General features: G+C 72.8%; 17 protein-coding genes. 13 read left to right on the forward strand and 4 right to left on the reverse strand.

Annotated features, from left to right (window positions below):
* Nucleotides 1-52: 52 nt before the first annotated feature.
* Nucleotides 53-1,285 (forward strand): radical SAM family heme chaperone HemW, encoded by a 1,233-nt coding sequence (gene hemW / locus ABZ939_RS02835; protein WP_361848245.1) that lies wholly within the window; start codon nt 53-55, stop codon nt 1,283-1,285.
* Between the two features lie 287 nt (nt 1,286-1,572).
* Here the strand turns inward: hemW and ABZ939_RS02840 are convergent, their stop codons facing one another.
* Together ABZ939_RS02840 and ABZ939_RS02845 are read right to left on the reverse strand one after the other, a co-directional pair.
* Complete coding sequence (locus ABZ939_RS02840) at nt 1,573-2,376, reverse strand: DUF3097 domain-containing protein (RefSeq protein ID WP_361848248.1); 804 nt, start codon at nt 2,374-2,376, stop codon at nt 1,573-1,575.
* 10 nt (nt 2,377-2,386) lie between these two features.
* Nucleotides 2,387-3,109 (reverse strand): MBL fold metallo-hydrolase, encoded by a 723-nt coding sequence (locus ABZ939_RS02845; RefSeq protein ID WP_361848251.1) that lies wholly within the window; start codon nt 3,107-3,109, stop codon nt 2,387-2,389.
* Between the two features lie 142 nt (nt 3,110-3,251).
* Here ABZ939_RS02845 and hrcA point away from each other — a divergent pair, with 142 nt between their 5' ends.
* The 4 genes from hrcA to ABZ939_RS02865 all read left to right on the forward strand — a co-directional run bounded on the left by hrcA (nt 3,252) and on the right by ABZ939_RS02865 (nt 7,404).
* The gene (gene hrcA / locus ABZ939_RS02850; RefSeq protein ID WP_329120693.1) at nt 3,252-4,271 is read left to right on the forward strand and encodes a heat-inducible transcriptional repressor HrcA; all 1,020 of its coding nucleotides are present in this window, start codon (nt 3,252-3,254) and stop codon (nt 4,269-4,271) included.
* Nucleotides 4,272-5,411: a molecular chaperone DnaJ gene (gene dnaJ / locus ABZ939_RS02855; RefSeq protein WP_361848255.1), complete on the forward strand. Its 1,140-nt coding sequence runs from the start codon at nt 4,272-4,274 to the stop codon at nt 5,409-5,411.
* A gap of 176 nt (nt 5,412-5,587) precedes the next feature.
* On the forward strand, nt 5,588-6,664 hold the full coding sequence (locus ABZ939_RS02860) for a nitronate monooxygenase (RefSeq protein ID WP_361848258.1): 1,077 nt from the start codon (nt 5,588-5,590) through the stop codon (nt 6,662-6,664).
* Nucleotides 6,661-7,404: a 16S rRNA (uracil(1498)-N(3))-methyltransferase gene (locus ABZ939_RS02865; RefSeq protein ID WP_361848261.1), complete on the forward strand. Its 744-nt coding sequence runs from the start codon at nt 6,661-6,663 to the stop codon at nt 7,402-7,404. The genes ABZ939_RS02860 and ABZ939_RS02865 overlap by 4 nt, the downstream gene beginning before the upstream one ends.
* Nucleotides 7,405-7,454: 50 nt before the next feature.
* Here ABZ939_RS02865 and ABZ939_RS02870 read toward each other — a convergent pair whose 3' ends face one another.
* Nucleotides 7,455-7,886: a hypothetical protein gene (locus tag ABZ939_RS02870; protein WP_361848264.1), complete on the reverse strand. Its 432-nt coding sequence runs from the start codon at nt 7,884-7,886 to the stop codon at nt 7,455-7,457.
* 109 nt (nt 7,887-7,995) lie between these two features.
* Between ABZ939_RS02870 and ABZ939_RS02875 the strand changes: the two genes are divergently transcribed.
* The 8 genes from ABZ939_RS02875 to ABZ939_RS02910 all read left to right on the forward strand — a co-directional run bounded on the left by ABZ939_RS02875 (nt 7,996) and on the right by ABZ939_RS02910 (nt 15,804).
* Complete coding sequence (locus ABZ939_RS02875; protein ID WP_361848267.1) at nt 7,996-9,381, forward strand: ATP-binding protein; 1,386 nt, start codon at nt 7,996-7,998, stop codon at nt 9,379-9,381.
* On the forward strand, nt 9,378-10,436 hold the full coding sequence (locus ABZ939_RS02880; RefSeq protein ID WP_361848270.1) for a tetratricopeptide repeat protein: 1,059 nt from the start codon (nt 9,378-9,380) through the stop codon (nt 10,434-10,436). Before ABZ939_RS02875 ends, ABZ939_RS02880 begins: the two co-directional genes overlap by 4 nt.
* On the forward strand, nt 10,346-11,509 hold the full coding sequence (locus ABZ939_RS02885) for a tetratricopeptide repeat protein (protein WP_361848273.1): 1,164 nt from the start codon (nt 10,346-10,348) through the stop codon (nt 11,507-11,509). Before ABZ939_RS02880 ends, ABZ939_RS02885 begins: the two co-directional genes overlap by 91 nt.
* Nucleotides 11,510-11,618: 109 nt before the next feature.
* A complete protein-coding gene (locus ABZ939_RS02890) occupies nt 11,619-11,978 on the forward strand; it encodes a histidine triad nucleotide-binding protein (protein WP_361849092.1) in 360 nt (119 codons plus the stop codon).
* A gap of 3 nt (nt 11,979-11,981) precedes the next feature.
* Nucleotides 11,982-12,884: a ribonuclease Z gene (locus ABZ939_RS02895; protein ID WP_361848276.1), complete on the forward strand. Its 903-nt coding sequence runs from the start codon at nt 11,982-11,984 to the stop codon at nt 12,882-12,884.
* A gap of 29 nt (nt 12,885-12,913) precedes the next feature.
* On the forward strand, nt 12,914-13,912 hold the full coding sequence (locus ABZ939_RS02900; protein ID WP_361848279.1) for an adenosine deaminase: 999 nt from the start codon (nt 12,914-12,916) through the stop codon (nt 13,910-13,912).
* A 171-nt stretch (nt 13,913-14,083) separates the two neighbouring features.
* Complete coding sequence (locus ABZ939_RS02905; RefSeq protein ID WP_361848282.1) at nt 14,084-15,541, forward strand: cytosine permease; 1,458 nt, start codon at nt 14,084-14,086, stop codon at nt 15,539-15,541.
* Nucleotides 15,538-15,804 carry a hypothetical protein gene (locus ABZ939_RS02910; protein ID WP_361848285.1) on the forward strand — a complete coding sequence of 89 codons (267 nt, stop codon included), beginning with the start codon at nt 15,538-15,540 and terminating at the stop codon, nt 15,802-15,804. The genes ABZ939_RS02905 and ABZ939_RS02910 overlap by 4 nt, the downstream gene beginning before the upstream one ends.
* A 15-nt stretch (nt 15,805-15,819) precedes the next feature.
* Here ABZ939_RS02910 and ABZ939_RS02915 read toward each other — a convergent pair whose 3' ends face one another.
* Entirely contained in the window at nt 15,820-17,163 is a 1,344-nt protein-coding gene (locus ABZ939_RS02915; protein WP_361848288.1) for an MFS transporter, read from the reverse strand.
* Nucleotides 17,164-17,237: the final 74 nt, after the last annotated feature.

The following is a 17,237-nucleotide window of genomic DNA, read 5'->3' on the forward strand; positions in this document are numbered from 1 at the left end:
GGGTTTTCCACAGGTCGGCGGATTACCTCGGGCAGTACGGGACAATGGGCTCATGCCTTCCGTACTGCCCGATGGTGAGCCCATGCCCGAGGACGGGGCGCTGCCCGCGCACGCCCTGGAAGGGGCCGGGGAGCGGCCGCTCGGGTTCTATCTGCATGTGCCGTACTGCGCGACGCGGTGCGGCTACTGCGACTTCAACACGTACACCGCGAGCGAGCTGCGCGGTGCCGGAGGCGTGCTCGCCTCCCGGGACAACTACGCCGGGCAGGTCGTGGAGGAGATCCGACTCGCCCGGAAGGTCCTCGGCGACGACCCGCGGCCGGTGCGGACGGTCTTCGTGGGCGGTGGCACGCCGACGCTGCTCGCCGCCGGGGATCTCGTACGGATGCTGGGGGCGATCCGGGACGAGTTCGGGCTCGCGGACGACGCCGAGGTGACGACGGAGGCGAACCCGGAGTCGGTCGATCCGGCGTATCTGGCGGAGCTGAGGGCCGGGGGCTTCAACCGGATCTCGTTCGGCATGCAGAGCGCCCGGCAACACGTCCTGAAGGTCCTGGACCGCACCCACACGCCCGGGCGGCCCGAGGCGTGCGTCGCGGAGGCGCGGGCGGCGGGCTTCGAGCACGTCAACCTCGACCTCATCTACGGCACGCCCGGCGAGTCCGACGACGACTGGCGCGCCTCGCTGGAGGCGGCGATCGGCGCCGGGCCCGACCACGTCAGCGCGTACGCCCTCATCGTGGAGGAAGGGACGCAGCTGGCGCGGCGGATCCGGCGCGGCGAGGTGCCGATGACGGACGACGACGTGCACGCGGACCGGTATCTGATCGCGGACTCCGTCTTCGCGGAGGCCGGCTTCGAGTGGTACGAGGTGTCGAACTGGGCCACCTCGGAGGCCGGGCGCTGCCTGCACAACGAGCTGTACTGGCGGGGCGCCGACTGGTGGGGCGCGGGGCCGGGGGCGCACTCGCACGTGGGGGGTGTGCGGTGGTGGAACGTGAAGCATCCGGGGGCGTATGCGGCGGCGCTGACCGCCGGGAGGTCTCCCGGCGCCGGGCGGGAGGTCCTCTCGGCGGAGGACCGGCGCGTCGAGCGGGTGCTGCTGGAGCTCCGGCTCCGGGAAGGCGTCGAGCTGGGGCTGCTCAAGCCCGCGGGGCTTGCCGCGTCGCGTAAGGCCCTGGACGAGGGGCTGCTTGCGGCGGGGCCGTACGGGGAGGGGCGCGCGGTCCTGACCCTGCGGGGGCGCCTCCTCGCTGACGCGGTCGTCAGGGACCTGGTGGACTAGGACCCCGGGCCGTGGCCGCCGGCCCCGTGCGGGGGGCTTGGGGGGCGCCGTCCCTGTGCGGGTGCCTGAGGGGGCGCCGTCCCCGTGCGGGTGCCTGAAGCGGCGCGCTCCCGTGCGAGGGGCCTGAAAGGGCGCCGCCCCCGTGGGTTGTGCCCACCCGTTCCGCCCCGCGGAACGATTGCCCACAAGGGTGGGGGGTGGGGCGGGGCGGTTGCCCACAACGGTGGGGGGTGGGGCGGGGCGGCTGCCCACAAGGGGGAAGGGCGGCTGCCCACAACCGAACGGGGCTATGGCGCCGTCACGAAGTCGATCAGTTCTTCCACGCGGCCCAGCAGTTGTGGTTCCAGGTCCTTGTAGGAGTGGACCCGGGACAGGATGTGCTGCCAGGCCGCGCCCGTGTTCTCCGGCCAGGAGAGGGCGCGGCAGACGCCCGTCTTCCAGTCCTGGCCGTGGGGGATCACCGGCCACGCGGGGATGCCCACGGAGGCCGGCTTCACCGCCTCCCAGACGTCGATGTACGGGTGGCCGACGATCAGGACGTCCGGAGACGTGACCTGCGCCGCGATGCGGGACTCCTTCGAGCCCGGCACCAGGTGGTCGACCAGGATCCCCAGCCGCGCGTCCGCCGCCGGAGCGAAGTCCGCGACGATGGCCGGGAGGTCGTCGATGCCCTCCAGGTACTCCACCACCACGCCCTCGATGCGCAGGTCGTCGCCCCAGACCCGTTCCACCAGCTCGGCGTCGTGCCGGCCCTCCACGTAGATCCGGCCCGCGCGCGCCACCCGGGCCCGTGCGCCCGGCACCGCGATCGAGCCCGACGCCGTGCGGGCGGGGCGCGCAGGGCCCGCCGCGGACGGCCGGACCAGGGTCACCACGCGGCCCTCGAGCAGGAACCCACGCGGCTCCATCGGGAAGACCCGGTGCTTGCCGAAGCGGTCCTCTAGCGTCACCGTGCCCGCCTCGCAGCGGATCACCGCCCCGCAGAAGCCCGTCGAGACCTCCTCGACGACGAGGTCGGCCTCCGCCGGCACCTCCGGCACGGGCGCGGAACGCTTCCAAGGGGGCGTCAGGTCCGGGTTGTAGCTGCGCATTTGGGGGACGTTATGACACTCCGAAGCGGCGTGCCAGTTCATCCCGCTGGGCCCGTACGAATGTCGCGTCCACGGCCGCGCCGTGGCCCGGCACGTACACCGCGTCCTCCCCGCCCAGACCGAGGAGGCGGTCCAGCGCGTCCGGCCAGCGCGCGGGCATCGCGTCCCGCCCCGCCTGTGGCTCGCCCGACTCCTCCACCAGATCGCCGCAGAAGACGACCTCCCTGGAGCCGGGGACGCAGAGAGCCAGATCGTGCGCCGAGTGACCCGGGCCCACGTTCGCAAGCAGCACCTGGCGGCCGCCCAGGTCCAGCGTCCACTCGCCCGACACCGAGTGCTGCGGGACCACCAGGGCCTCCACCGCCGCGGCCGCCGCGAACGCGTCCACCCCGTGCCGTACCGCGGCGGCGTGCAGCGAGTCCGCCTCGAGCCGCAACAGCTTGTCCAGGCCCACCGCCCCGAAGACCTCCGCCTCCGGGAACGCGGCCGTCCCCAGCAGATGATCGAAGTGCGGGTGGCTCAGTGCGATGTGCGTCACTCTCCGGCCGCCCGTCAGCGCCTCGATCTGATCCCGGAGCTCCGCGCCCTCCCGGAGCGTGGAGCCCGTGTCGTACAGCAGCACCGCCTTCTCGCCCAGCACCAGGCCCACCGTGGCGTCCCAGACGGGCAGCCGGCGCCGCCCCACTCCGTCCGCGAGCCGCTCCCAGCCGAACTCTTCCCAAGTGACATCCATACCGCGACGCTAGCGGCTACCACCCCGCCTCCTTGCCAGGAGCGATGCCCGCCGCCGTACACTGGCCGGGGGATTCCTGGCACTCGAACAGGGCGAGTGCCAAAAGCGGAGCAAACCGATACGACAGCTGGAGGTGTGCGCGATGCTCAGCGAACGCAGACTCGAGGTGCTGCGCGCCATCGTCCAGGACTATGTCGGGACGGAGGAGCCGGTCGGCTCCAAGGCGCTCACGGAGCGCCACAAGCTCGGCGTCTCGCCCGCCACCGTGCGCAACGACATGGCCGTACTGGAGGACGAGGGCTACATCGCCCAGCCCCACACCAGCGCCGGACGCATCCCGACCGACAAGGGCTACCGCCTCTTCGTCGACAAGCTCGCCGGCGTCAAGCCGCTGTCGACCCCCGAGCGGCGCGCGATCCACAACTTCCTCGACGGCGCGGTCGACCTCGACGACGTCGTCGGGCGCACGGTCCGGCTGCTCGCGCAGCTCACCCGTCAGGTCGCCGTCGTCCAGTACCCGTCGCTGACCCGCTCCACGGTCCGGCACGTGGAACTGCTCTCGCTGGCCCCCGCCCGCCTGATGCTCGTGCTGATCACGGACACGGGCCGGGTCGAACAGCGGATGATCGACTGCCCGGCGCCGTTCGGCGAGACCTCGCTCGCGGACCTGCGGGCCCGGCTCAACAGCCGCGTCGTCGGTCGCCGTTTCGCGGACGTGCCGCAGCTGGTGCAGGATCTTCCGGAGTCGTTCGAGGAGACCGAGGACCGCGGCACGGTGTCGACGGTGCTCGCGACCCTGCTCGAAACCCTGGTGGAGGAGCACGAGGAGCGGCTGATGATCGGCGGCACCGCCAATCTCACCCGCTTCGGCCATGACTTCCCCCTCACGATCAGGCCGGTGCTCGAGGCGCTGGAGGAGCAGGTCGTGCTCCTCAAGCTGCTCGGCGAGGCCAAGGACTCGGGCATGACCGTACGGATCGGGCACGAGAACGCCCATGAAGGGCTGACCTCCACGTCCGTCGTCGCGGTCGGCTACGGTTCGGGCGACGAGGCAGTCGCCAAACTCGGCGTGGTCGGACCGACCCGCATGGACTACCCCGGAACGATGGGAGCGGTACGCGCAGTGGCACGTTACGTCGGACAGATCCTGGCGGAGTCGTAAGTGGCCACGGACTACTACGCCGTACTCGGCGTACGCCGCGACGCGTCCCAGGACGAGATCAAGAAGGCATTCCGGCGGCTCGCGCGCGAGCTGCACCCGGATGTGAATCCCGATCCGAAGACGCAGGAGCGCTTCAAGGAGATCAACGCCGCGTACGAGGTGTTGTCGGACCCGCAGAAGAAGCAGGTCTACGACCTCGGCGGCGACCCGCTGTCCGCGTCCGGCGGCGGTGGTGGAGCCGGTGGCTTCGGCCAGGGCGGCTTCGGGAACTTCTCGGACATCATGGACGCGTTCTTCGGTACGGCGTCGCAGCGCGGGCCGCGCTCGCGCACGCGCCGCGGCCAGGACGCCATGATCCGGCTGGAGATCGACCTCAACGAGGCCGCCTTCGGTACGACCAAGGACATCCAGGTCGACACGGCCGTCGTCTGTACGACGTGTTCCGGTGAGGGCGCCGCGCCCGGCACCTCCGCCCAGACCTGTGACATGTGTCGCGGCCGTGGCGAGGTCTCGCAGGTCACCCGGTCCTTCCTGGGCCAGGTCATGACCTCCCGCCCCTGCCCCCAGTGCCAGGGCTTCGGCACCGTCGTCCCGACCCCGTGCCCCGAGTGCGCGGGCGACGGGCGGGTCCGCTCGCGCCGGACGCTCACGGTGAAGATCCCGGCCGGTGTCGACAACGGCACGCGCATCCAGCTCGCGGGCGAGGGCGAGGTCGGGCCGGGCGGCGGTCCCGCCGGTGACCTGTACGTCGAGATCCACGAGATCCCGCACGAGGTCTTCCAGCGACGGGGCGACGACCTGCACTGCACGGTCACCATCCCGATGACGGCGGGCGCGCTCGGTACGAAGGTGCCGCTGCAGACGCTCGACGGGCTGGAGGAGGTCGACATCCGCCCGGGCACGCAGTCCGGCCAGTCGATCCCGCTGCACGGGCGCGGCATCACGCACCTGCGCGGCGGCGGCCGCGGCGACCTGATCGTGCACGTCGAGGTGACCACGCCGTCGAAGCTCGACCCCGAGCAGGAGCGGCTGCTGCGCGAACTGGCGAAGCTGCGGGGCGAGGAGCGGCCGACGGGTCAGTTCCAGCCCGGACAGCAGGGGCTGTTCTCGCGCCTGAAGGACGCGTTCAACGGGCGGTAGGCAGGCGACTGCCGGGGGGCCGGGGGTTGCCCCCGGGTCAGCACAGTCAGCCCGGACAGCAGGGGCTGTTCTCGCGCCTGAAGGACGCGTTCAAGGGGCGGTAAGGCCGAGTTCGGGCCTGGAAGGGCGGCATCCGCGGGCGCGGATGCCGCCCTTCCGTATGACACGATGCCTGCATGTCCAGCGCGCTGAACGATCTCTCCCGATACCCGATCGTGCAGGCCCCCATGGCGGGTGGCGCATCCTGTCCGCAGCTCGTCGGTGCCGTGTGCGAGGCAGGCGGGCTCGGGTTTCTCGCCGGGGGGTACAAGACCGCCGGCGGGCTGTACCAGGAGATCAAGCAGGTGCGCGGGCTGACCGGGCAGCCCTTCGGCGTCAACCTCTTCATGCCGCAGAGCGGACAGCCCGCGGACGCCGCCGCCGTCGAGGTGTACCGGCACCAGCTCACCGGCGAGGCCACCTGGTACGAGACGCAGCTCGGTGACGCCGACAGCGGGCGCGACGACGCCTACGACGCCAAGCTCGCGATCCTCCTGGAGGACCCGGTCCCCGTCGTCTCCTTCACCTTCGGCTGCCCCGGCCGCGACACGTTCCACGCGTTCGCACGCGCCGGTACGTACACGATCGTCACCGTCACCTCGCCCGAGGAGGCCCAGGCCGCGCAGTGGGCGGGGGCCGACGCGGTCTGTGTGCAGGGCGTCGAGGCCGGCGGGCACCAGGGCACGCACCGTGACGACCCGGACGCCGCCGTCGCGGGCACCGGACTGCTCACGCTCGTCACCCAGGTCCGGGAGGCCGTACAGCTGCCGATCGTCGCGACCGGCGGGATCATGCGCGGGGCGCAGATCGCCGCCGTCCTCACCGCCGGGGCCGACGCCGCCCAGCTCGGCACCGCGTTCCTCGTGTGCCCCGAATCGGGCGCGCACGCCCTGCACAAGCAGGCCATGACCAACCCCCTCTTCGTCCGCACCGAACTCACCCGCGCCTTCTCCGGGCGCCCGGCGCGCGGGCTCGTGAACCGCTTCATGCGTGAGCACGGGCCGTACGCCCCCGCCGCCTACCCCGAGGTCCACCACCTCACCGCCCCCCTGCGCAAGGCCGCCGCCACCGCCGGCGACGCCCAGGGCATGGCCCTGTGGGCCGGCCAGGGGCACCGGCTGGCCCGCGAACTCCCGGCGGGGCAACTGGTCGAGGTGCTGGCCGCCGAACTCGACACCGCACTGACCGCGCAGGCCCACAGGAGCGCTTCATGACCGCACCCGTCTTCGTCGTCGAGGCCGTCCCCGGCCCCGGCTCCTTCCTCCTCGACGGCCCCGAGGGCCGCCACGCCGTCTCCGTGAAGCGACTGCGTGCGGGGGAGGAGCTCGTCCTCACGGACGGGCGGGGCGCCTGGGCGGAGTGCGTGGTGGCCGCGGCCGAGGGCAAGGACCAGCTGACCGTCGACGTCACCGCGGTGCACGAAGACCCCGAGCCCATGCCTCGTATCACCGTCGTCCAGGCGCTGCCCAAGGGAGACCGGGGCGAACTCGCCGTCGAGATCATGACGGAGACCGGCGTCGACGCGATCGTGCCGTGGGCCGCGTCCCGCTGCATCACCCAGTGGAAGGGCGACCGCGGGCTCAAGGCCCTCGGCAAGTGGCGGGCCACCGCGCGCGAGGCGGGCAAGCAGTCGCGGCGCACCCGGTTCCCCGAGGTCGCCGACGCGATGACCACCAAGCAGGTCGCCGCGTTCCTCGCGGACGCCGACTTCGCCGCCGTCCTGCACGAGGACCGGGACCACCCCAGTGGCGCGCTCGCCGACGCCGAACTCCCCGCCGAGGGTCGGATCGTGCTCGTCGTCGGGCCCGAAGGGGGCGTCTCGCCCGAGGAGTTGGCGGTCTTCGAGGAGGCGGGCGCGAAGCCGTACCGGCTCGGCCACAGCGTGCTCCGTACCTCCACGGCCGGTACGGCGGCGACGGCGCTTCTCCTGGGTCGTACGGGCCGCTGGAGCTAGGCCTCTCGTTTGGATCTTGCCGGGCTCGCGCCTGATCCAAACGAATGACCCTAGGGCCTGTCCGACCCTGATGCGCCGGACACGCCCTGGCTCGGGTCCTGTCCCGCCACCACGCTGTCGAACAGCGGCCAGCCGTCGACCTCCGTCATCCCGTGCGGGACCGGGAACAGGCCGCGGGCCTCGGCCTCTTCGAGCAACCGGCGGACGGCGCCCGGCTCGTGGAGGTTGAGATCCGGGCCGTCCACGCTGCCGACGGTGCCGGCCGCCCCCGTTCCGTCGGACGCGAGGCGCCCCTGCCCCGTCGGGAACACCAGCCGCAGCTGGGCGTGCCGGTCGTCCGCCCGCCGCAGGGTCAGCAGTTCGCGGCAGTCCGGGTAGTCGGGGCCGAAGGGGGTGCGGCCCGGGGTGTGCGTGTGCCCCACCGACCACAGCCAGACGGTCTCGCCCACCACGAGCCTGCGCGGCACTCGTTCACGTCTCATGCGGCCACCCTAGGCGGGTCGGGGCGTTCCCCGCTGTTGCATTTCAGGCGCCTCGGATTGCTGGAACCCGGTGGACGACGAGGCCGGACCGCTCCCTAGGCTGGGCCGTATGTCCGACGAGTCTCCCCTGATCCGTAGTCTGCGCGCCGCGGTCGCCGCCGCGCCCCAAGACGTGCCCCTGCGGCTCCACTTCGCCGCGCTGCTTCTCGCCGAGGGTCGCGGCGACGAGGCCGTCGCCGAGGCGGCGGTCGCGCTCCAGCACGCGCCGGGCGACGAGGCCGCACGGCTGCTGATGGTCCAGGCGATGGGGCTGCCGAAGGCGGCCCAGGACACGCCGGCCCCCGCTCCGGCACCCGCCCCGACGTCCGCCGAGCTCCCCGCCCCGACGTCCGCCGAGCTTCCTGCCCCGACGTCTGCCGAGCCCTCCGCCGCGGCTGCTCCGGCCGCCGCGTCCGAAACGCCCGAACCTCCCGCCGAATCGGGCTCCTTCGACTGGGCCGCCGCCGAGCAGGAGGTCGGGAACGTCGTCGGACCCCGGTTCGTCACCGGTGACGACGGCCTGGACACACCCCTCACCTCCGACGGCAGCGGCGACGCCGGCGACGTGTCCGCCTGGGACATCGACCGCCCCGGCTCCGTACGCCTCGCCGACGTCGGCGGGATGCAGGAGGTGAAGGACCGCCTGGAGGCAGCCTTCCTCGCCCCCATGCGCAACCCCGAACTGCGCAAGCTGTACGGCAAGTCCCTGCGCGGCGGCCTCCTCCTCTACGGTCCGCCCGGCTGCGGCAAGACGTTCATCGCCCGCGCCGTCGCGGGTGAGCTCGGCGCGAGCTTCATGTCGATCTCGCTCTCCGACATCCTCGACATGTACATCGGCACGTCCGAGAAGAACGTCCACGACATCTTCGAGACCGCCCGCGCCCAGGCCCCGTGCGTCGTCTTCCTCGACGAGCTGGACGCGCTCGGCGCCAAGCGCTCCCGTACGCATCACAGCGGACTGCGCAACGTCGTCAACCAGCTGCTCACCGAACTCGACGGCATCGACGGGGCCGAGAACGAAGGCGTCTTCGTGCTCGCCGCCACCAACGTCCCCTGGGACGTGGACCTCGCGCTGCGCCGCCCGGGCCGCCTCGACCGGACCCTGCTCGTGCTGCCGCCCGACGCCCCGGCCCGCGAGGCGATCCTCCGCTACCACCTGCGCGAGCGCCCCATCGAATCGGTCGACCTCGGCAAACTCGTCAAGGTCACCGAGGACTTCTCGGGCGCCGACCTCGCCCATGTCTGCGAGACCGCGGCCGAGTCCGCGCTCCTCGACTCGGCCCGCACCGGCAACGTACGCATGATCAACATGAAGGATCTGCTGGGCGCGGCGAAGCAGATCAGGCCGTCCAGCGAGTCCTGGTTCGCCTCCGCGCGCAACGTGGCGATGTTCGCCAACGACGGTGGGATGTACGACGACCTGGTCGCCTACCTGAAGAAGAAGCGCAAGCTGTGAGCAAGCACCCGGAGATCGAGAAGGCCTATGCCTTGTACGACCTGGGCCGCTACGAGGAGAGCCGCGAGCTGGCCGCGCGCCGGATCGCGCAGGACCCCGACGACCCGTACGCCTGGCTGACGCTCTCCCGCTGTCTGGCGGCACAGCTCCTGCGCGAGGAGGCGCTCGACGCGGCCGGCGAGGCGGTGCGCCTGGCGCCCGACTGGAGCAGCGCCCACCTCGTGCGCGGCTTCGTCCTGCGCAGGATGGACCGCATCGAGGAGGCCGAGGAGGCGCAGCGCGAGGCGATCCGGTGCGACCCGGAGAACTGGGCTCCGCGCGCCCAGCGGGCCGAGCTGCTGATCTTCTTCCCCGGGCAGAAGGCGGCGGCGCTGGCGGAGGCCCACGAGGCGGTACGGGTCGGCCCGGACGAGCCGGAGAGCTGGGAGGCGATGTACAAGGCGGCCGCGTTCAACGAGCGGCCCGACCTGTCGCGCAACGCGCTGGAGCAGCTGCTGCGCATCGACCCCACCCACCCGCTCGCCGTCACACTGACCACCCGGCAGGAGGCCGCGGAGCCCGGCACATCCGCGGCGCGAGCAGCCGACCTCTACGCCGGCGGCCTGGCCGCCGCCCCGGACTCCGAGTGGCTGCGCAAGAGCCTCGACCAGGCGGTCTACCGGATGCTGCGCGGCACCCGCTGGCTCGCCCTGCTCTGCCTGGTCATGGCGGGTGTGACCGTCGACATCTTCCCGACTGACGGCGAGGAGCCGAAGGAGCTCCCGATCCACCTCGGCACCCGGCTCTGGGTCCTGTGCCTGATGGCGGCGGTGTGGGGATTCGGTGCGTGGCGCCGCTACCTGCGGATGCGCACCGGCGTGCGGCTGACCGTACGCGACCTCGTGCGGCGGCTGTTCTGGCCGCGGGTGGTCCTCGGGCAGGCCACCCTCGCGACCCTCTGCGCCCTGCTGATCGTCAGCGTGCCGTGGGCCGACCGCACCATCCCCCAGGTCCTGTTCTGGCTGGGACTCGTGCCGAACCTGCTCAGCATCACGCACGACCGGGACAAGGTCTGATGAGCCCCGCCCTGGACAGGGCCGACGCGCTCTTCGACGTCGGACGGTATGAGCAGGCCGCCGCCCTCGCCGCCCAGCATCTGGCGACCGAACCGCACGACGCCGGGGCGCTGGTCCTGCTGGCCCGCTGCCAGCACCGCCTGGGCCGTGAGCAGGAGGCCTTGGCCTCCGTCGAAGCGGCCTTGGTCGCCGATCCCGACTCGCTGCCCGGCCGGCTGATGCGCACGCACATCCTGATCGCGCTGAAGCAGTACGAGGAGGCCGAGCTCTCCGCCCGGCACACCGTCGAACTCGCCCCGAACTACTGGGGCAGCCACTACGCCCTCGGCACCGTCCTCGACCGGTCCGTCCGCATGGAGCGCCGGCGCGAGGCGTACGAAGCGGCCCGCACCGCCGTCGCCCTCGCCCCCGAGGAGAGCGACGCGCACTTCCTCGTCGGGCTCACCGCCCAGCGCACCGGCAACCACGGCGTGGCCAAGCAGGCCTACGAGACGGCTCTGCGACTCGACCCGCAGAGCAGCGAGGCCCACAACAACCTCTCCCTGCTGCATCTGCGCCGCCGCTGGTTCCGGCCGGGCGCTTGGACGAAGGCCGCCGAGGGCTTCGTCGAGTCCGCCGCCCTCGACCTGAACGACCGGCAGGCCCGCTACAACCTGGAGACCATGGCCTGGGGCACCGCCGCGGGTGCCCGCTGGGTGGCCCTGCTCGGCTTCGTCGCCTCCGCCCTCGGCTCGTCGCCGCTGCGTACGGGGGCGTCGGGCGGCGAGGCCGTCGTCCCGTACCTGATCGGCGCGGCCGTGCTCGTCGGCGGCTGGGCCGGCTGGGGCGTGTGGATCAGCCGCCGGGTGCCGCCGCGGCTGCGTCGCCCGCTGCTCCTGGTGGCCCGTGGCTGCAGGCCGGTGATCGCGATGGCGGTCGCCGTCGGCCTGCTCGGTCTGCACTCGGTCGTGTCACTCGCGCTGTGGCGGGTGGACGCGGGGATCGTCGGCGGTCTCGGGACGCCGCTGTTCTGGGCGGTGATCATCACCTACTGGGCGAGCCGGTCGGCCCTCGGCCGCCGCGCCCCGAGGTAGGGGCGCGGGGCGCAGGGCTCCGGCGCCCCGCTCGCCGCCCGCACCGCGGGCTCGCGCGGCCGATACGATGCCGGAGTACCTGATCATCGAAGGCGAGGAGGCCCGGGCCATGGCCGGAGAGCCGCAGAGCGACTGCCTGTTCTGCAAGATCGCGGACGGGGAGGTTCCGGCGACGATCGTGCGCGAGACGGAGACGACCGTCGCCTTCCGGGACATCAACCCGCAGGCGCCCACGCACGTGCTCGTCATCCCGCGCGTGCACTACCCCGACGCCGCGACCCTCGCCACGGCCGCGCCGACCATCGCGGCCGACCTGCTGCGCGAGGCCGGTGAGATCGCCGCGCAGGAGAAGGTCGACGGCAGCGGCTTCCGGATCGTCTTCAACACCGGGACCGGCGCGGGCCAGACCGTCTTCCACGCCCACGCCCATGTCCTCGGCGGCCGCGGGCTCAACTGGCCGCCCGGATAAGACGTGTCCGTACGTGAACTCGTCGTGCTCGGGACCGCCAGCCAGGTCCCGACCCGGCACCGCAACCACAACGGCTATCTGCTGCGCTGGGACGGTCAGGGCATCCTGTTCGACCCCGGTGAGGGCACCCAGCGCCAGATGCTGCGGGCGGGGGTCGCCGCGCATGACCTCGACCGGATCTGTGTCACGCACTTCCACGGGGACCACTCCCTGGGCCTGGCGGGCGTGATCCAGCGGATCAACCTCGACCAGGTCCCGCACCCCATCACCGCGCACTACCCGGCGAGCGGGCAGCGCTTCTTCGAGCGGCTGCGGTACGCGACGGCCTACCGCGAGACGGTGCGGCTGACGGAGACCCCGGTGGCCGCCGACGGCCCCCTCGCCGTCACCGAGTCGTACACCCTCGACGCGTACCGGCTCTCGCACCCCGTCGAGTCGTACGGCTACCGGCTCACCGAGCCCGACGGGCGCCGCATCCTGCCGGAACGGCTCGCCGCGCACGGCATCAAGGGCCCGGACGTCGGCCGGATCCAGCGCGAGGGCGTCCTGGACGGCGTGACGCTGGACGAGGTCAGCGAGGTCCGGCGCGGGCAGCGGTTCGCGTTCGTCATGGACACCCGGCTCTGCGACGGGGTGTACGCGCTCGCCGAGGGCGCCGACATGCTGGTCATCGAGTCGACCTTCCTCGATGAGGACGTCCGACTCGCCACCGACCACGGCCATCTGACGGCCGGACAGGCCGCCGCCGTCGCCCGCGACGCGGGGGTGCGACACCTCGTCCTGACGCACTTCTCGCAGCGGTACGGCGACCCGGCCGAGTTCGAGCGCCAGGCGCGGGCGGCCGGGTTCGAGGGCGAACTGAGCATTGCCCAGGACCTGATGAGGGTCCCCCTCCCCAAGCGATAGCCGCCCACCGAGAGACAGACGAGAAGACCATGCCCCTCCCCAAGGCCGAACTCCATCTGCACATCGAAGGCACCCTCGAACCCGAGCTGGCGTTCGCGCTCGCCGCCCGCAACGGCGTCACGCTGCCGTACGCGGACACCGAGGAGCTGCGCAAGGCGTACCTCTTCAGCGATCTGCAGTCCTTCCTGGACCTGTACTACGAGCTGATGGCCGTCCTGCACACGGCCGAGGACTTCACCGAGCTCGCCGACGCCTATCTGGCGCGGGCGGCGGCCCAGGGGGTGCGGCACGCGGAGATCTTCTTCGACCCGCAGGCGCACACCGCCCGTGGGGTCCCGATCGGCACGGTGATCGAGGGGCTGGCCGGCGCGCTCGACCGGGCCGAGGAGCGGTACGGCGTCTCGACGCGGCTGATCATGTGCTTCCTGCGCGACGAGTCCGCCGAGTCGGCGATGGCGACGCTGGAGGCCGCGAAGCCGTACCTGCACCGGATCACCGGTGTCGGCCTCGACTCGGCGGAGGTCGGCCACCCGCCGTCGAAGTTCCGCGAGGTGTACGCGGCGGCCGATGCGCTCGGTCTGCGCAAGGTCGCCCACGCGGGCGAGGAGGGCCCGCCGGCGTACATCCGCGAGGCCCTGGACGTGCTCGGTGTGGAGCGGGTCGACCACGGGCTGCGCTGCATGGAGGACCCCGAGCTGGTGGCGCGGCTGGTGCGCGAGCGGGTGCCGCTGACGCTCTGCCCGCTGTCGAACGTACGTCTCCGGGCGATCGACGTCCTGGAGGACCACCCGCTGGAGTCGATGCTGGCCGCCGGTCTCGTGGCGACGGTCAACTCCGACGATCCGGCGTACTTCGGCGGCTATGTGGGCGACACGTTCGACGCCGTGCGGGGCGCGCTCGGTCTGGACCGTGAGCAGCTGCGGACCCTGGCCCGCAACTCCTTCGAGGCGTCCTTCCTCGACGACGACGAGGAGCGCAGGGCGCGGTACCTCGCCGAGGTGGAGGCGTACGACTTCGACGCGGAGTAGCAGGCAGGGGCGGTGGCCCCATCGGAAGGGCCCAGGGGGCGTGGCTCGTCGAGCCACGCCCCCTTCGCGTGCGGTTCTCGATGCCGCCGAACCCTTGACGCCATGGAACGGATGCTATTGAGTGTGCGACCAATAACTTATTAGCCGCTTGACCAATACCCGGAGGTCCCCGTGGCGTCCACGCTTCCCGACCCGCACCCCAGAACGGACGACGAGCCCGGGTCCGCCCCGCCGGCATCGGACCGTGCGGGCCGCATCGAGGCCCACGGCGTCGACCACATCCCCGACTCCGAACGCCGCGGCCGTCCCCGGGAGCTCTTCTCCGTCTGGGCGGCGGCGAACGTGAACTACCTCAGCCTGGTGATCGGCGGCGCCCTCGTCCTCATGGGCCTGAGCCTGTGGCAGTCCCTCGCGGTCATCGTGGTGGGCAACCTCTTCTGGCTGCTCACGGGGCTGCTCACCACCTCGGGCCCCGCTGCGGGCGCCCCCAGCGAGGTGATCACCCGGGCCCTCTACGGCGTCATCGGCAACCGGGTCAACAACGCGGTCGGCGGCTGGCTGGTCTCCGTCTGCTACTTCGCCCTCAACCTGGCGGCCGCCGCGGCCGCCGCCTTCGCCCTCGTCGAGAAGGCCGGCATCACCGCGAACACCGGCGTCAAGGTCGTCGTCGTGGTGGTCATCGCGGCGCTCACCCTGGTCATCAGCGTCTACGGACACGGGGTGATCATGAAGCTGTACCTCCCGATCACCCTGGCGCTCGCGGCCGCCTTCGCCGTCGTGGCCTTCGCCGTCGCCGGACACGCCGACTTCGCGTACCGGCCCGCCGAGCCGCTGACCGGCATCGACCTGTGGGCGGTCCTCATCGCCGGCACCACCATGATCGCCTCGGGGCCGCTGTCCTACACCACCAGCGCCGACTTCTCCCGCTACCTGCCGCGGACGGCCTCCCGGAAGGGCATCGTCGGCTGGACCGCGTTCGGCGCCTTCCTGCCCAGCGTCATCACCTCCTTCCTGGGCGCCGTCGCCGCGACCGCGGTCGACATGACGGACCCGCAGACCGGTCTGGAGGGGATCCTCCCCGGCTGGTTCCACCCCGTGTTCCTGCTGGCCCTGGTCCTCGGCACCATCGCCATCAACGCCCTGACCGCGTACAGCGCCGGACTGGCACTCCAGGCCGTCGGCATCCGCATCCGCCGCTCCGTCAGCGTCATCTTCGACGGAATCGTCGCCGTGGCCCTGACCCTCTACGGACTGCTCGCCTCCAGCCTCCTCGACACCGTCAGCAACGCCCTCCAGCTGGCCGTCGTCCTGATCGGCCCCCTCATGGCCGTCTACGCCACCGACATCGTGCTGCGCCGGGGCCGCTACGACGGACTCGCCCTCTCGGACGAGACCCCCGACAGCCCCTTCTGGTACACCGGCGGCGTCAACGCGGCGGGCGCCCTCGCGCTCGTCGCGGGCGTGGCCTCGGCAGCCCTCTGCGTCAACACCCTCTACACGGGCCCGGTCGCCGACGCGCTGGGCGGCGTGGACCTCTCCCTGCCCGTCGGCATGGTGGTCTCCGTGGTCGTCTACGCCGTCCTGATGCGGAAGGACGCCACCCTGCGGGCCGCGAGGGCGGAGGCGTGAGCGACCGTACGATCCTGCGGATCGCCGGGGACGCCCCCAGGGAACGCGGCCTCGACCGGGGCCGCCGGGGCCGCGACGGGATCGCCCGCTCCTGGCGCGTCTACGACAAGCTCTTCGAGAACGTCGCCACGCGGAGCGGCCGGACGCTCGACGTCCCCGCGCTCGCGCTGGGCACCGTTGCCGCGACCCGCGCGTGGGCGCCGGAGCTGGTCGAGGAGAACGGGCGCGCCCCGCACGGCGGCGGCCGCGGGCTCCGGCCCTGACCCGCCGGACAGGCCCTAGCCCCGGCCGCTCGGCCGGGCCAGGCGGAAGGCGCGGCGGTCGGCGCGGCGTCGGGACGGGACCAGGATCTCGGCGACTTCCTGCTCCGGCGCGCCCATCTGCGGAACGAGGCCCGTTGCGGCGGTCGTCGTGCCCGCGACCACGGCCGCCGGGGCGCCGCCGCGGCGGCGGACGGAGCCCGGGACCAGGGGGCGGCCCGAGGTGTGCAGGGCGACCGCGGTCATCGGGACCGCGATCAGCAGGAGCAGAGCGCACAGCACCATGCCCATGCCCGGGTACCCGGCCCGCTCGGACAGGACGCTGCCGACGACCGGGCCGCAGGCCACGCCCAGGGAGGACGCCGAGCCGACGAGCACGGCCCAGCGGCCGCGCGGGTCCAGGGAGGCGGCGAGGCCCAGCAGGTAGGAGAGGACGACCGGGTAGAAGAGGTTCCAGAGGATCTCGCCGGCCGCGAAGGCGGGCAGGCTCCCGGCGCCCGAACTCACCAGGACGCACACGGCGATGACCGCCGTACCGGCCCCGATCGGGACCGCGCGGCCCAGCCGTGAGCCGAGCGCCCCGGCGGCCGTGACACCCGCGAGCCCGGCCCCCAGCGCCACGGCGAAGACCGCGCCGACCGTGACCTCGCTCAGCCCGGCCTGCGTGAGGCCGATCCGGCCGCTCACGCCCCACAGGGCGTTCTGCGCCATCGACCACAGAAGGATCGCGGCGGCGAGCACGAGACCCGAACGCCGGTGGGGGAGCGGCGATCCTTCGCCCCTGCCCGGCACCTCCGCGGCGCGGTCGGCCCGGTCCACCCGGCCCGTACCGCCCGCCAGGCCGCCCGTCAGCGGCCACACCAGCGCCGCCGCCAGCGCGATCGAGGCGAACGGCAGCGCGTGGCCGCCGCCGAGGTGCGGCAACGTGAGGTAGAGCGCGCCGGCGGTCGCCGAGACCGAGAGCAGGCCGAGCGTCGAGGCCCGGTGCGGGTCCCGCTGCGCCGCGATGCCCGCCGCGGCCACCGCCAGCGTCGTGCCCGAGCCGAAACCGCCGACGACCGCGCCGCCGACCACCAGGGGAACGCTCGCGGTGAGCGCCGCCGAGCCGTAGCCGACGCACATGGCCAAGAGGCCGGCGCGGGCCGTCCCGCGCGGCCCGAACCGCTCCACGCGCGAGGCCAGGGTGAAGCCCGCCGAGGCGGAGGCGAGGAGGAGGACCGATCCCACGAGGCCCGCCTGGGCCGGGGTGAGACCGAGTCCGGCGGAGAGCCGGCCGACGACTGTCGGCAGCAGGTACGGGGCGAGATATCCGGCCGTGAACAGGGCGACAAGAGGCCCCAGGGCGCGCGGGCGCGACAGCATGGGCGTTCCAGGAACAAGGAGAAATGAGGGTGGAGCGCCCGGTGTTGCACGGGATCGCGGGACATATGTATCAA

It is taken from the genome of Streptomyces sp. NPDC046712, assembly GCF_040645695.1.
Taxonomy (GTDB): domain Bacteria; phylum Actinomycetota; class Actinomycetes; order Streptomycetales; family Streptomycetaceae; genus Streptomyces.

Bases quoted from the DNA above. Each gene is read 5' to 3' on its own strand.
- hemW (WP_361848245.1), top strand. From the start codon at position 53: ATGCCTTCCGTACTGCCCGATGGTGAGCCCATGCCCGAGGACGGGGCG.
- ABZ939_RS02840 (WP_361848248.1), bottom strand. From the start codon at position 2,376: ATGCGCAGCTACAACCCGGACCTGACGCCCCCTTGGAAGCGTTCCGCG.
- ABZ939_RS02845 (WP_361848251.1), bottom strand. From the start codon at position 3,109: ATGGATGTCACTTGGGAAGAGTTCGGCTGGGAGCGGCTCGCGGACGGA.
- hrcA (WP_329120693.1), top strand. From the start codon at position 3,252: ATGCTCAGCGAACGCAGACTCGAGGTGCTGCGCGCCATCGTCCAGGAC.
- ABZ939_RS02860 (WP_361848258.1), top strand. From the start codon at position 5,588: ATGTCCAGCGCGCTGAACGATCTCTCCCGATACCCGATCGTGCAGGCC.
- ABZ939_RS02865 (WP_361848261.1), top strand. From the start codon at position 6,661: ATGACCGCACCCGTCTTCGTCGTCGAGGCCGTCCCCGGCCCCGGCTCC.
- ABZ939_RS02870 (WP_361848264.1), bottom strand. From the start codon at position 7,886: ATGAGACGTGAACGAGTGCCGCGCAGGCTCGTGGTGGGCGAGACCGTC.
- ABZ939_RS02875 (WP_361848267.1), top strand. From the start codon at position 7,996: ATGTCCGACGAGTCTCCCCTGATCCGTAGTCTGCGCGCCGCGGTCGCC.
- ABZ939_RS02890 (WP_361849092.1), top strand. From the start codon at position 11,619: ATGGCCGGAGAGCCGCAGAGCGACTGCCTGTTCTGCAAGATCGCGGAC.
- ABZ939_RS02900 (WP_361848279.1), top strand. From the start codon at position 12,914: ATGCCCCTCCCCAAGGCCGAACTCCATCTGCACATCGAAGGCACCCTC.
- ABZ939_RS02915 (WP_361848288.1), bottom strand. From the start codon at position 17,163: ATGCTGTCGCGCCCGCGCGCCCTGGGGCCTCTTGTCGCCCTGTTCACG.